11 protein-coding genes and 1 pseudogene are annotated in these 13,258 nt (G+C 71.6%); 5 read left to right on the top strand and 7 right to left on the bottom strand.

The genetic code is table 11. From position 1 onward, the window contains the following. Position 1: 1 nt before the first annotated feature. On the top strand, positions 2–223 hold the full coding sequence (locus PV682_RS06420; RefSeq protein WP_193555499.1) for a hypothetical protein: 222 nt from the start codon (positions 2–4) through the stop codon (positions 221–223). On the opposite strand, the gene PV682_RS06425 is transcribed toward PV682_RS06420, so the two are convergent. Then, a complete protein-coding gene (locus PV682_RS06425; protein ID WP_319724927.1) occupies positions 216–1,013 on the bottom strand; it encodes a site-2 protease family protein in 798 nt (265 codons plus the stop codon). The two genes, PV682_RS06420 and PV682_RS06425, sit on opposite strands and share 8 nt — an antisense overlap. Before the next feature lie 101 nt (positions 1,014–1,114). Here PV682_RS06425 and PV682_RS06430 point away from each other — a divergent pair, with 101 nt between their 5' ends. Together PV682_RS06430 and PV682_RS06435 are read left to right on the top strand one after the other, a co-directional pair. Beyond that, on the top strand, positions 1,115–1,651 hold the full coding sequence (locus tag PV682_RS06430) for a Uma2 family endonuclease (RefSeq protein ID WP_319724929.1): 537 nt from the start codon (positions 1,115–1,117) through the stop codon (positions 1,649–1,651). 44 nt (positions 1,652–1,695) lie between these two features. Beyond that, positions 1,696–5,478, top strand: a complete 3,783-nt coding sequence (locus PV682_RS06435) for a BTAD domain-containing putative transcriptional regulator (RefSeq protein ID WP_319724931.1) — start codon at positions 1,696–1,698, stop codon at positions 5,476–5,478. A 13-nt stretch (positions 5,479–5,491) separates the two neighbouring features. Here PV682_RS06435 and PV682_RS06440 read toward each other — a convergent pair whose 3' ends face one another. The 3 genes from PV682_RS06440 to PV682_RS06450 form a co-directional block, all read right to left on the bottom strand. Then, positions 5,492–6,301, bottom strand: a complete 810-nt coding sequence (locus tag PV682_RS06440) for an ABC transporter permease (protein ID WP_319724932.1) — start codon at positions 6,299–6,301, stop codon at positions 5,492–5,494. After that, on the bottom strand, positions 6,298–7,323 hold the full coding sequence (locus PV682_RS06445) for an ATP-binding cassette domain-containing protein (protein WP_319724934.1): 1,026 nt from the start codon (positions 7,321–7,323) through the stop codon (positions 6,298–6,300). Before PV682_RS06445 ends, PV682_RS06440 begins: the two co-directional genes overlap by 4 nt. Before the next feature lie 69 nt (positions 7,324–7,392). Then, positions 7,393–7,983 carry a dihydrofolate reductase family protein gene (locus PV682_RS06450; RefSeq protein ID WP_319724936.1) on the bottom strand — a complete coding sequence of 197 codons (591 nt, stop codon included), beginning with the start codon at positions 7,981–7,983 and terminating at the stop codon, positions 7,393–7,395. Between the two features lie 83 nt (positions 7,984–8,066). On the opposite strand from PV682_RS06450, the gene PV682_RS06455 reads away from it, so the two are divergent. After that, complete coding sequence (locus PV682_RS06455) at positions 8,067–8,651, top strand: TetR/AcrR family transcriptional regulator (RefSeq protein ID WP_319724938.1); 585 nt, start codon at positions 8,067–8,069, stop codon at positions 8,649–8,651. Between the two features lie 29 nt (positions 8,652–8,680). Further along, positions 8,681–9,941, top strand: a pseudogene (locus tag PV682_RS06460) (MFS transporter). 1 nt (position 9,942) lies between these two features. On the opposite strand, the gene PV682_RS06465 reads toward PV682_RS06460, so the two are convergent. From PV682_RS06465 to PV682_RS06475, 3 genes are all read right to left on the bottom strand, one after another. Continuing rightward, entirely contained in the window at positions 9,943–11,163 is a 1,221-nt protein-coding gene (locus tag PV682_RS06465; protein WP_319724940.1) for an MFS transporter, read from the bottom strand. 125 nt (positions 11,164–11,288) lie between these two features. After that, positions 11,289–12,335: an endonuclease/exonuclease/phosphatase family protein gene (locus tag PV682_RS06470; protein ID WP_319724942.1), complete on the bottom strand. Its 1,047-nt coding sequence runs from the start codon at positions 12,333–12,335 to the stop codon at positions 11,289–11,291. A gap of 198 nt (positions 12,336–12,533) precedes the next feature. Next, positions 12,534–13,211: a TetR/AcrR family transcriptional regulator gene (locus PV682_RS06475; protein WP_319724944.1), complete on the bottom strand. Its 678-nt coding sequence runs from the start codon at positions 13,209–13,211 to the stop codon at positions 12,534–12,536. Positions 13,212–13,258 lie beyond the last annotated feature (47 nt).

Genomic DNA, 13,258 nt, shown 5'->3' on the forward strand with positions numbered 1-13,258 from the left:
GATGGGGGACACTGGTCGTCGTCGTACCCCGGTGTCCCCCGATCAGGAGCCCATGGCCATGCCCCGCCTCGCCCTCTACGCCCTCGTCGTCTGCCTGCTCGCGGTGGCGGCGGCCGTCGTCTCGTTCGTCCAGGGGAGTTTCCTGGGGGTCGTGTGGGTGCTGATCGCGGGCGTGTCGTCCAACATGACCTGGTACTACTGGCGGCGCGCGAAGGCTAGTTGACCGAGCAGAACTCGTTCTCGCCCTGCCAGAAGCGGTACAGCTCCTGACCGCAGTACGTCGAGACGTCGTTGATCCCCAGGCTGCGCAGGATCGCGTCGATCACGTCGAAGAAGCCGTTGTTGATCGACGGGACCCACAGCACCGCGAACACGAACAGCAGGCCGAACGGCGCGAACGGCTCCACCTGGCGCTTCACGCTGTACGGCAGCCAGGGCTCGATCACGCCGTACCCGTCGAGCCCCGGCACCGGCAGGAAGTTCAGCAGCGCGGCCGTCACCTGGAGGAGCGCGAGGAACGCCAGCGCGAACCGGAAGCCCGCCGGCACACCGTCGAGGGCGTCCAGCCAGAAGGGCGCGGTGCACACGACGGCGAACAGGACGTTCGTCAGGGGCCCCGCCGCCGAGATCAGACTGTGCTTCCAGCGCCCCCGGATGCGGTCGCGCTCGATGAACACCGCGCCGCCGGGCAGCCCGATCCCGCCCATGATCACGAAGATCACGGGGAGGACGATGCTGAGCAGCGCGTGCGTGTACTTCAGCGGATTCAGCGTGAGGTACCCCTTGGCGCCGACCGTGATGTCCCCGCCGTGCAACGCCGTCCGAGCGTGCGCGTACTCGTGCAGACACAGCGACACGATCCACGCGGCGGTCACGAACAGGAACACCGCGACCCCGGGGGTCTCCGCGAACCCCGTCCAGGTGGCCCACCCGGTGACCGCCGTGACGGCGAGGATGCCCAGGAAGACCGGGCTGATCCGCCGGTCGCTGTGGCGGGAGGTGGTGCTGGTCATGGGGGCGGGCTCCTGGGTCGGGCGGGATGTACGCGTAGACCGTACAGGTGATGTGCGACAAACGGTCCGGGGGTGGGCGGGGTTCCTGTCAGGGTGGGGTCATGGACTTCGAGTGGGTCGCGGATGCCATGGACAGCGTGCGGGTCCCCAGGAACGCGCGGCTGAGGCTGACGCGCCGGGGGCTGACCGTCGTCCCGGTCACCCACGCCCACCGGACGACCGCGCGGCGTATCGCGAACCAGATCGAGGCGCGGCTGCCCGGCTGGACGCCGGTGGGGGGCTTCGCGGTGGTTCCGTCACGGGAGGGGTGTACGCCGGAGCCCGATGCGGGGGCGCTTCCGCTGGGGCGGGTGCGGGCGGGGGAGAGCGAGGTCGGCGAGTCGCTGCTGCCGTTCGTGGTCGAGGTCGCGTCGCCCGAGGGAGGGCAGGAGCACACCACCTCGCCGGATCACTATGCCCGGCGCGGCATTCCCGCGTACCTCGTCGTCGACGTCCGCGCCGCCCGGTGGACCCTGCTGACGCGGCCCGCCGAGGGGGAGTACCGGCATGCCGAGAGCGGTTTCTTCGGGGAGCGGATCGGGATTCCCGTCGCCGGGCGGGTGCTCGTGCTCGACTCCTCCGAGTTCCAGAGGATCTGAAGCTTGCGAAACCCGGAGGCGCGTCGGGGGCGTCCACAAGGACAATGGAACCCGTGCGTTACTGCGTCCTCGGCTCCACTCAGGTTCTGCGTCCCGACGGCACCGTGTTGGCGGTGGGCGGGGCGCGGTTGCGTGCGTTGTTGACGGTGTTGGTGTTGCGGGCGGGGCGGACGGTGTCCGTGGGGTCGCTGGTGGAGGAGGTGTGGGCGGGGGAGCCCCCGGCGGACGCGCAGGGCGCGTTGCAGGCGCTGGTCGGGAGGCTGCGCAGGACGCTGGGCGCGGGGGCGATCGTCTCCGTGGACGGCGGTTACCGGCTCGCCGTGAACTCCGACGACGTCGACGTGTACCGCTTCGAACGCCTCACCGGCGACGGCATCCGCGCCCTCGCCGACGGCGACCCCGCGAAGGCGGCCGTCCTCCTCGAAGACGCCCTCGCCCTGTGGCGGGGCCCCGCCCTCGCCGACCTCCCCGACCGCTCGGCGGAAGCGGCCCGCTGGGAGGTGCACCGCCTCGACGCGGTCCGCGCCCGCCACGCCGCGGCACTCTCCCTCGGCCAGGCCGAACAGATCCTCCCGGAACTGACCGCCCTGTGCGACACGCATCCCCTCGACGAACCCCTCCAGGCCCTCCGCCTGCGCGCACTGCGCGACGCGGGCCGCACGGCGGAGGCGCTGGCCGCCTACGACGAGGTACGGGGCGTCCTGGCAGACCGCCTGGGGACGGACCCCGGTGCTGAACTCCGGTCCCTGCACATGGAGTTGCTGAACCCCGGCGACGCCGTGCGGCGGGCTGCGGCGACGGGGCGGGACGGCGCGGGGGGCTGGGCGACGGGGGCGCACAGCGGGACCTTGTCCGGGCCTGGGGGGCAGGGGGGCGCGGGGATGCCGGGCCGCCCCGGAACGCCGGGCGGTGCGGGGACGCTGGGTGGTGCGGGGACGCCGGGCGGCGCGGGGGCGCCGGGCAGTGCGGGGACGCCGGGCGGTGCTGGGGTGTCGGGCAGTGGTGGGGCGTCTGGCAGTCCTGAGACGCCCGGCGCCGCTCCCGAGCCTTCGGGGCATCCCGGTCACGTAGTCCCTGAGGGCTACCCGGGTAGCCCCGGCGCTCCCGTCCCCCCGACCTCTCCCGGTCACGTAGTCCCTCCGGCCTACCCGGGTACTACCTCGACGCCTCTCGTCCCCCCAGCCTCTCCCGGCCACCTGGTCCCTGAGACCTACCCCGGTACCCCCGACCACCTCGTGCCCCCGGCACCCCCCGGCCACCGAGTCCCCACCCCCCACCCCGTCCCCTCCGCCGCCCCCGGCGACCACCAGCCGCCCCCGCCCGGCAACCTCCGTGCCCGGCTGACCTCCTTCGTGGGCCGTGAGGCCGACATCGAGGCCATCCGCACCGACCTGGCCGCCGCCCGCCTCGTCACCCTCCTCGGCCCCGGCGGCGCCGGGAAGACCCGGCTCTCGCAGGAGGCCGCCGAGACGGTGGCGGCCAGGGACGGCGTGTGGCTCGCAGAGCTCGCCCCCGTGTCCGACCCGACCGCCGTACCCCAGGCCGTGGTCACGGCGGTCGGCGCCCGGGAGACGGTCCTGTACGGCGCCGGCGCGGAGGAGTTCCGCGCGGTGGGGGAGCGGCACGACGACCCGGTCGAGCGGCTCGTGGACCACTGTTCGCGGCGCCGGATGCTGATCATCCTGGACAACTGCGAGCACGTCGTCGAGGCGGCGGCCCACCTCGCGGAGGAACTCCTCGCCCGCTGCCCGGAGTTGACGATCCTGGCGACGAGCCGCGAACCCCTGGGCGTACCGGGCGAGTTGCTGCGCCCGGTGGAACCCCTCCCGGAACCGGTGGCGTTGCGCCTGCTGCGGGACCGGGGCGCCGCGGCCCGCCCGGGCTTCCGCACCGCCGACGACCCGGACGCCTGCGCGGAGATCTGCCGCAGACTGGACGGCCTCCCCCTGGCGATCGAGCTCGCGGCGGCCAGGCTGAGGATCTTGACGCCCCGTCAGATAGCCGACCGCCTCGACGACCGCTTCCGCCTCCTCACCTCGGGAAGCCGCACGGTCCTGCCCCGCCAGCAGACGCTGCGGGCGGTCGTCGACTGGTCGTGGGACCTGCTGGACGAGGACGAACGGGACGTCCTGGGCCGCCTGTCGGTCTTCGCGGGCGGCTGCGACCTCCCCGCCGCGGAGTCGGTCTGCGGCCCGGCGGCCCTGGACGCGCTGGCCTCCCTCGTGGACAAGTCCCTCGTCGTGGCGGCCCCTTCACCGGACGGCGCGATGCGCTACCGCCTCCTGGAGACGGTCGCGGAGTACGCGGGCGAACGCCTCACGGAGTCGGGCCGCCGCCCCGAGGCGGAGCGCGCGCACCTGACGTACTACCGCGAACTTGCCCGCACCACCGAGCCGTTGCTGCGCGGCGCGCGGCAGGTCACGGCGATCCAACGGTTCCAGGCGGAGTACGAGAACCTGCGCACGGCGCTGCGCAGAGCCGTCGACACCTCCGACGAACAGGAGGCGCTGAGCCTCGCCCACTGCCTGCTCTGGTACTGGCAGATGCGCGACATGCGCATCGAGGCCAGGAACTGGTTCAAGGAGGTGATGGAGCTGGCCCCGGACCCCTTCGCGGGCCCCGAACCGCGGCCCGCCGAGCCGGTGTGGCAGCGGGTCTCGGCCCTGCCCCCGCCGTTCACCGGCGAGTTCCTCGCCGAGGCGAGACGCGGCACGCACCTCACCCACCTCGCCTACATGGATACGGAGCTGGAGCTCTGGCAGACCCCGGAGGCGGAGCGCAAGCTGGCCCTCATCAAGGACAGCTACCGCCCCGGCCTGCCCCAGCTCTGCTGGATCCCGGGCCTGCACGCGTTCTACGCCGTGATGCTGAGCGGCGACATGCCGATGGTCCGCGAGATCCTGGACGCCAACATCCGGATCTGCCGTGAACACCCGGCGCTGGAGTGGGACTTGGCGTTCTGCCTCCAGCTGCGCGGCAACTTCCTCGCCAACCGCAGCGACTGGGCCGGGGACGGCGCCCGCGACGCGGACGAGGCGCTGGACATCTTCCGCCGGTACGGCGACTCCTGGGGCGCCGCCGAGTCCCTGTCGGCGCGCGCGGAGGCGTACGAGCGCCTCGGCCTGCACGAGAAGGCCGCCGCCGACTACCGCGAGGCGATGGTGCACGCCGAGAACCTGGGCGCCCGCGCCCAGTTGACGATCCTGCGGGTGCGGTTCGCGAACGTCCTCATGGAGGGCGGCGACCCCGCCGAGAGCGCGCAGGGCGAGGCGATCCTCCGGGAGGCCATCACCGACGCCGAGGGCTACGTCAACGAGGCCCGCCCGGCCGCCCGCCTCTTCCTCGCCTCCTGGCTCGGCGAGACCGGCCGCCGGGACGAGGCCCGCGACCAACTCCGGCAACTGCGCCAGGACTTCGCGCTGGCCCAGTTCATGGTCTTCGAGGCGTTCATCGACGGCGTCGAGGCCTGGCTGGACGCCCAGGACGGCCACGTCGACCGGGCCCTGATCACCGTACGGCGGGCCCTGACCGCCTCCGCCGCGCCGCTGTCGATGGTCATCGCGCCGCACATGCGCGCCCTGTACCTCGGTACGGCCGCGTACATCATGTCCTGCGAAGGCGACCGGGCCCGCGCGCTGGACGCGGCCCGCTGCCTGGGCGCCGGCGACGCGATGCTCCCGCCGGGCCACATCGCGCTGCGCCAGGAGCGCAGGCAGCGCGCGGAGGCGGAGGCGCAGGCACGACGCCAACTCGGGGACGCGGCCTACGAGTCGGCGTACGCCGAGGGCGGCGGCCTCGGTTACGAGGAGGCCGCCGCCCTGGTCTGACATGCCGTCAACCTCAGGTCTTCGTGCGGAACTTGTGGATCGCGACCGGTGCCATGACGGCGGTGATCGCCGCCGACCAGCCGAGCGTGATCCACAGGTCGTGCGCGACCGGGCCGCCGACCATCAGCCCGCGCGCCGCGTCGGCGAGCGTGGACAGCGGGTTGTACTCGGTGAACTTCTGGAGCCAGCCCGGCATGTCGCCGGTCGGCGTGAAGATCGAGGAGCCGAACTGGAGCGGGAACAGCACCAGGAAGCCCATCGCCTGCACGGACTGCGCGTTCTTCATGATCACGCCGAGGGTGAGGAACACCCACATGATCGACGAGGCGAACACGGTCGCCAGACCCACGGCGGCCAGCAGCCCGCCCCAGCTGGTGATGTCGAAGCCGACCAGCACCGCGACGATCATCAGGACGGCCGTCGCGAACAGCATACGGACCAGTTCGACGGCGATCTTCGCGAAGAGCACCGAGCCCCGGCCGATCGGCAGCGACCGGAAGCGGTCCATGACACCGGAGTTGAAGTCCTGGCTGAAGCCCGTGCCGACGCCCTGCGAGAGCGTCATCGACATCATCGCGATCATGCCGGGGATGACGTACTGCACGTACTGGTCCTGGCCGCCGCCGAGGGCCTGGCCGATCGAGCCGCCGAAGACGTACACGAACAGCAGGGTGAAGATCACCGGCATCAGCAGCGCGTCGGCCATCGACTCCGGGTCCTGGCGTATCCACAGCAGGTTGCGGCGGATCAGGGCGCCCGTGTGCCGCAGGTGGGACCTCAGCGGGATGCGGTCGTCGGTGAGTTGAACGGTGGCGGCGCTCATACGGCGACCTCCTCGCGGGGTTCGGCGGGCGTGGCGTCCTGGGCGGCACTGGCGCGGTGGCCGGTGAGCGACAGGAACACCTCGTCCAGGCTGGGGAGTTCGGTGGCGATGGACGAGATGGTGATGCCGCGCGCGGTCACCGCGCCGACGACGGCGGTGAGTTGCTCGTCGCTGAGGATCGGCACCAGCAGCGTGCCGCTCTGCGCGTCGACCGTCGTCTGCGCGAGGCCGGTGATGCCGAGGTCGTCGAGCATCCGCGCGAGCGGGTCCAACTCGGCGGACTCCAGGGGCTTCACGCGCAGGGTCCGGCCGCCGACCTTCGCCTTCAGCTCGTCCACCCGGCCCTCCGCGACGACCTTGCCCCGGTCGACGACGGTCAGCTCGGACGCCAACTGCTCGGCCTCCTCCATGTACTGGGTGGTGAGCAGGACGGTGACGCCGTCGCCGACCATCCGCTTCACCTCGTCCCACACCTCGTTGCGGGTGCGCGGGTCGAGGCCCGTCGTCGGCTCGTCGAGGAACAGGACCGCCGGGGAGCCGATCATCGAGGCGGCGAGGTCGAGGCGGCGGCGCATCCCGCCGGAGTAGGTCTTCGCCGGGCGCCTGGCGGCCTCGGTGAGCGAGAAACGCTCCAGCAGCTCGTCCGCCCGCGCGCGGGCGTCCTTGCGGGACAGGTCGAGCAGGCGCCCGATCAGGTACAGGTTCTCCCAGCCGGGCAGCTTCTCGTCCACGGACGCGTACTGCCCGGTGAGACCTATCACCCGGCGCAGCTGCCGGGGCTGGCGGAGCACGTCGTACCCGGCGACCGTCGCGTCCCCCGCGTCGGGCCGCAGCAGCGTGGAGAGGATCCGCACGAGGGTGGTCTTCCCGGCGCCGTTCGGCCCCAGGACGCCCCGCACGGTTCCTTCCCTGACCTCCAGATCGACCCCGTCCAGCGCCTTGGTCTCGCCGTAGTGCTTGACCAGCCCCCGTACGGTGACGGCGCTTCCCCCGCCGTTGAGGTTGATGTCGGTTCGCTTCATGTCCCCCACCCTGACAGGGGGTACCGACAAAGCACCGACAGACGACCGACAGCCCGCCGACGGCGGGTACTACCCGCGCACGTACCGCGTGAGAGTTACCCCGTTCGTGAACGCCGTCCGCTCCGCCGCCGTGAACACGGTCGGGTCGAAGGCCCCCTCGAACGCCGGGACACCCGCCCCGGCGACCACCGGATAGCTCTTGATCACCAGCTCGTCGATCTCCGGCAGCAGCTGCCCGGCGAGCTTCCCGCCCCCGCACAGCCAGATGTCCAACCCCGTCTCCTCCTGCTTCAACTCCCGTACGAGAGCCAGGGGTTCACCCGGCACGACGGTGACGTCCGGGTACGCGGCCGGGTCCAGGGTGCTGGAGACGACGTACTGCCGCAGATGGGCGTACGGGCTCGTGATCCCGGCGTCCAGGGCCGGCCGGTAGGTCCCGAGGCCCATCAGGACCGTGTCGTAGCGCTTGTTGGGTACGCCGGTGAGGCCCGCGCTCTCGCGCAGCGCCGTGGGGACCGTGTCGGGGTACAGGGCGTTGGTACCTGAGGTGTACGCGGCGGCCTGCTCGGCGTCGCCGAAGGGGTAGAAGTCGTACTCGCCGCCGGGTCCGGCGATCCGGCCGTCGAGGCTGAGACCGACGTAGTACGAGAGCTTGCGCAAGCTGGTCAACTCCAGTCGTAGTACTCTGGGTGTAGTGGTTTCTGGTGCTGGACGAAGTTAGTACTACACATGGAGTGGTGTCAATGGCGAGACGGAACGACGAACGGCGCGTCGCCCTCATAGACGCCGCGCTGGAGGTCCTCGCGAGGGAAGGCGCACGCGGGCTCACCTTCCGCGCGGTCGACAAGGAGGCCGCCGTACCCCCCGGCACGACCTCCAACTACTTCCTCAACCGCGACGACCTCCTCATCCAGTCCGGAGCCCGCGTCTACCAACGCCTCCAGCCGGACGAGGCGACGATCACGCGCCAGCGCGAGGCCGGCAGGGACCGCGAGACGTACGCCGCCCTGATGCGCGAACTGGTCACCCGTGTCTCCTCCTTCCGCACCGGCTACCTGGCCCTCCTCGAACTCCGCCTCGAAGCCACCCGCCGCCCGGCCCTGCGCGCCCTCCTCACGGACCGCGTCCGCGCGGACGTCGACGCGAACATCGCCTACCACGAGGCCTCCGGCCTCCCCGGCGACGCGACCGCCGTCAAACTCCTGATCCTCACGCTCAACTGGCTGATCGTCGAACAGCTCACCCTGCCGGACGTGTTCGGCGAGCAGGAGCGGGAGGCGTTGGTGACGGCGGCGGTCGAACGGATCGTGGGAGCCGCCGGTTCTTGAGAAACCCCGCGCCCGGGTACGTCCCGATCATGCCGAGACTGATCGACACCCCCGGATACCCCCGCTTCTGGACCGCCTTCGCCGTCTCCGCCTTCGGCTCCCAGATCACCGGGCTCGCCCTCCGGATCCTCGTGGCCGTCACCCTGAGCGCCAGCGCCACCGAGGTGGGGGTCGTCAACGCCGTCCGGTGGCTGCCGTATCTGCTGTTCGGGCTGGTGGCCGGGTTCCTGGTGGACAGGTGGCGGCGCAAACCCGTCATGGTGGGCGCGGACTTGGCGCGCGGCGCCGTGCTGGCGCTGGTACCCGTGCTGTACGGCCTCGACCTGCTGACCCTCACGACCCTGTGCGTGATCGTCTTCGCGTCCGGCGTCCTGAGTCTGCTGTTCGACGCGGCGAGCCAGTCCTTCGTGCCCCGCCTCGTCCCCGAGGCGCGGCTCAACTCCGCGTACGCGCGCACCGAGCAGGCGTCCGCGGTCGCCGGATCGGCGGGGCCGCTGATCGCCGGGGCGCTGGTGCGGTGGCTGGGCGCGCCGCTCGCCGTCCTGGTGGACGCGGCCAGTTACGTCGTGTCCGGCCTCCTCCTCGCCACGCTCAAAGCCACCGACCCCGTTCCCGAGAAGAGTGAACGGCGCGGTCTGGCGGGGGAGTTGAAGGAGGGCGTCCGATGGGTCTACCGGCACCGGACCCTCGCGCCCATCGCGCTCACCTCACACGCGATGCTGCTGTTCAACTCCATGGTGTCGACGGTGTTCGTGGTCTTCGCGCTGCGTGAACTCCGCGTCGGAGGCTTCGGGTTGGGGGATGGGGGTCCCCCACGCCTTTCAGGCAGCGGGGGAGTACGCGTGCGCCGCGGTCGGGTCGGTGCTGGGCGGCGCGGTGTCCGGCAGGGTCGCGCGACGGCTCGACATAGGACCGACGCTGGTCGCCTTCCGTCTCGTGGCCGCCGTCGGCTGGCTCCCGATCCCCCTGGCCCAGCAGGGGAGTTGGGCCCTCCCGGCCGTCTGCCTCGCCTTCTTCGCCGTCTCCTTCGCGATCTCCGTGGAGTCCCCGGTGGAGATGGCCTACCGCCAGTCGGCGACCCCGGACCGGCTGAGGGGAAGGATGAACGCCACCATCCGCTCGTTCAACTGGGGGATGGTGGCGGTGGGAGCGCCGGTCGGGGGCTTGCTGGCGGACGGGGTGAGCTACCGGTCCGCGCTGTGGGTGGGCATCGCGGGGGCGGTCGCCCAAGGGATCGCGCTGGCGTTCTCTCCCACCCGGGAGGCGAAGGAGACGGCGTACGTCGGCTGAGTCAGTGCCGTACGGCTTCCACCTGCTCCGGCATGTGACCGGCCACCACCCGCTCGTGCCCGACCCGCGGCCCCCGCCGCACATCCACCCCGTACGCGACCCCCGCGACTCCCAGCCCCAGCACGGCAAGCGCGGCCCCCGCCACCGCCGGAGACGTCACCCCGAAGCCGGCCGCCAGAGCCAGCCCCCCGATCCAAGCGCCCCCGGCATTGGCCAAGTTGAACGCCGCCTGGTTCGCGGAGGACGCCAGCGAAGGACCCGCGGACGCCTTCTCCATCACCATCATCTGAAGCGGCGACCCCGTGACGAACGCGGCGACGCCCAGCAGCGTCACGGCGAGTGCCGCGCTCCACTGCGCCGACATCAGCACCGGGAACAGGGCCAGCACACCGGCGAGGGACGCCATGCCGCCGAACAGCGTCCGCCGCAGCGAGTGGTCCGCGAGGCGTCCACCCACCAGGTTCCCGACCGTCGCCCCGACCCCGAACAGCGCCAGCAGCAGCGTCACGCTGGACTCGGCGAACCCGGCGGAGTCCGTCAGCATCGGCGTGACGTAGCTGTACGCGGAGAACAGCGCCCCGAACCCGGCGACGGTCGTGCCGAGCGCGAGCCAGACGGGGAGCGACTTGAGCGCCGCCAGCTCACCGCGGAGCCCGGCGGAGGGAACGGGCGCCTCACGGTCGTACGGAATCAGCGCCGCCAGCGACGCGATCGCCACCAGGCCGATCACGCTGACGCCGAGGAACGTGGCCCGCCAGCCGAGATGCTGGCCGATGAGGGTCGCGACGGGGACGCCCGCGATGTTGGCGATCGTGAGGCCCAGGAACATCAGGGAGACGGAGCGGGCCTTGCGCTCGGGGGCGACCAGGGTCGTCGCGACGACCGCGCCGACGCCGAAGAACGCCCCGTGCGGCAGGCCGCTCAGGAAGCGCGCGGCGAGCAGCGAGTCGTACCCGGGCGCGAACGCGGACAGCGCGTTGCCCGCCACGAAGAGGACCATCAGGCCGATCAGGACCTTGCGGCGGGCCATCCGGGCCGTGACCGCCGCGAGCAGCGGCGCGCCGATGACGACGCCGAGCGCGTACGCGGAGACGAGGTGACCGGCGCTGGGGACGGAGATACCGAGGTCGTCGGCGACGTCGGGCAGCAGGCCCATCATCACGAACTCGGTGGTGCCGATGCCGAACGCGCCGATGGCGAGTGCGAGCAGGGCGAGGGGCATGGCGGAGCAACCTTTTCGGCAGAGGGCACGGGGGCGCACGGGAGCGGTACATTCATCGTACCGTTCTTTTGTTCACCTAAGAAACAAAGCCCCCGGCGCCGTTGTTCCTGCGCGGCCCCGCCCCGCTAGCTCCTGGTCAGATCCACCCGCGCCGCCACCGGCAGGTGATCGCTCCCCGTCTGCGGCAGCGTCCACGACGTCACCGGCTCCACCCCCTGCACCATGATCTGGTCGATCCGCGCCATCGGGAACGACGCCGGCCAGCTGAACCCGAACCCGCTCCCCGCCGCCCCCTGCGTCGACCGCATCTGCGACGTCACCGCGTTCAACGACCGGTCGTTCATGGTCCCGTTGAGATCGCCGAGCAGGATCTTGCGCGGCAACCGCTCGTCCGAGATGGCCTCCCCGAGCGCGTCGGCGCTCTTGTCCCGCTGCCGGGCCGTGAACCCGGCCTTCAACTTCACGCGTACGGACGGCAGATGGGCGACGAAGACGGCGATCTCCCCCTCGGGCGTCCGCACGGTCGCCCGCATCGCCCGCGTCCACCCCAACTTGATGTCCACGGCGGACACTTGACTGATCGGATACTTGCTCCAGAGCCCGACCGTGCCCTCGACGGCGTGATAGCGGTACGTCGTCGACAGCGCCTTCTCGTACGTCGGCACCGCCGACGCCTTCAGCTCCTCCAGGGCGAGGACGTCCGCCCCGGACGCGGCGACGTCCCGCGCCGTGCCCGCCGGGTCCGCGTTGTCCGCGTTCACGTTGTGCGTCGCGACCGTGAGGTCACCGCCCGCACCCGTACGGTCGACGACCAGGCCGCCGAAGAGGTTCAGCCACACGGCGACCGGCAGGACCGTCGCGAGCAGCGCCGTGGCCGACCTGCGGACCAGCGCCAGCACCAGCAGCACCGGCACGAACACGCCGATCCACGGCAGGAACGTGTCGAGGAGGCTGCCGAGGTTGCCGTACCGGTTCGGGACGTGCGAGTGCAGCCCCATCACAGCGGCGATGAACACCGCGAACACGGCGAGCACGATCCCCCGCCGCCAGATCCGCCGGTCCCCGCGCCAGCCGGAGGTGAAGCGGCTCACCAGGCGCCGGATACGGTCTCCTCGACGTTCGGGCCCCGACCCGCCGTCCGCCGTCTCCGTCAAGTACGCCTGCTGCGCCATACCGTGTCGCCTCACTGCCTGCCGTGCACACCGTCCGTCCCCCGTGTGTATGACCCTAGGGGATGATCGGCTCCGATCCCGCCGTCCCATGACGGCCGTGTGGAGACTTGGACGAGGGCGGGGGCGTCCGGAGTTCCGTTCCCGCTGCTCGCGGCGGGGTCTGTGACGGAATACGGACATTCCGAATTCTGCCGGGGGTCAGACGGGACGTGTCCCTGTGTGCGGGCCGTTTTCCGGTCGTTTCTCCGGTGTGCTGACGGGTCGTACGGGTGGTGCCGGTCGTAGCCCTTCGAGCAGAGTGTCCACGACGTCCTCCGCCAAACCCTCCGGGAGGTCCGCGTCGGGGCGCAGGATCGAGCGGGTCAGGAGCGGGCCGACGAACAGGTCGTTGATCAGGTTCAGGTCGAGGTCGGTGCGGAGTTCGCCGTTCTCCCGGCCCCTGCGCAGGACTTCGAGGCCCAGGCGGCGACGGGGCTCGATGACGACGCTGTGGTAGAACGCCCAGAGTTTCGGGCTGCTCTTCATCTGCGCGTGCACGCTGTAGAGGATCGCCGAGGAACGGTTCGCGAGCCCCCGCCTGCGCAGGGCCTCCAGCAGGGCGACCAGGTCGTCCCGCATGGACGTGCCGGGGAGTTCGGGGTCCACCGGCTCCGTCGCGCGGATCACGTCGACGAAGAGTTCCTCCTTGTTGCTCCAGCGCCGGTAGATTGCGGCCTTGCCGACACCGGCCGTACGGGCGATGCGCTCGATCGACAACTCGGCGAGGGAGACGCCGTCTTCGAGGAGCTTCATCGTGCCCTCGATGATGGCGCGCTCGACCGCCTCGCTGCGGGGACGGCCTCGGGGCGGGGGAGCGTTGCCGATGTCAGTGGTCATCCGGGGATTTTCGTTCATGCGGGGGGACGGGGCCGATCTTGGGTACG

Source organism: Streptomyces niveiscabiei, from assembly GCF_033794345.1.
In the GTDB taxonomy this organism is placed as follows: domain Bacteria; phylum Actinomycetota; class Actinomycetes; order Streptomycetales; family Streptomycetaceae; genus Streptomyces; species Streptomyces niveiscabiei.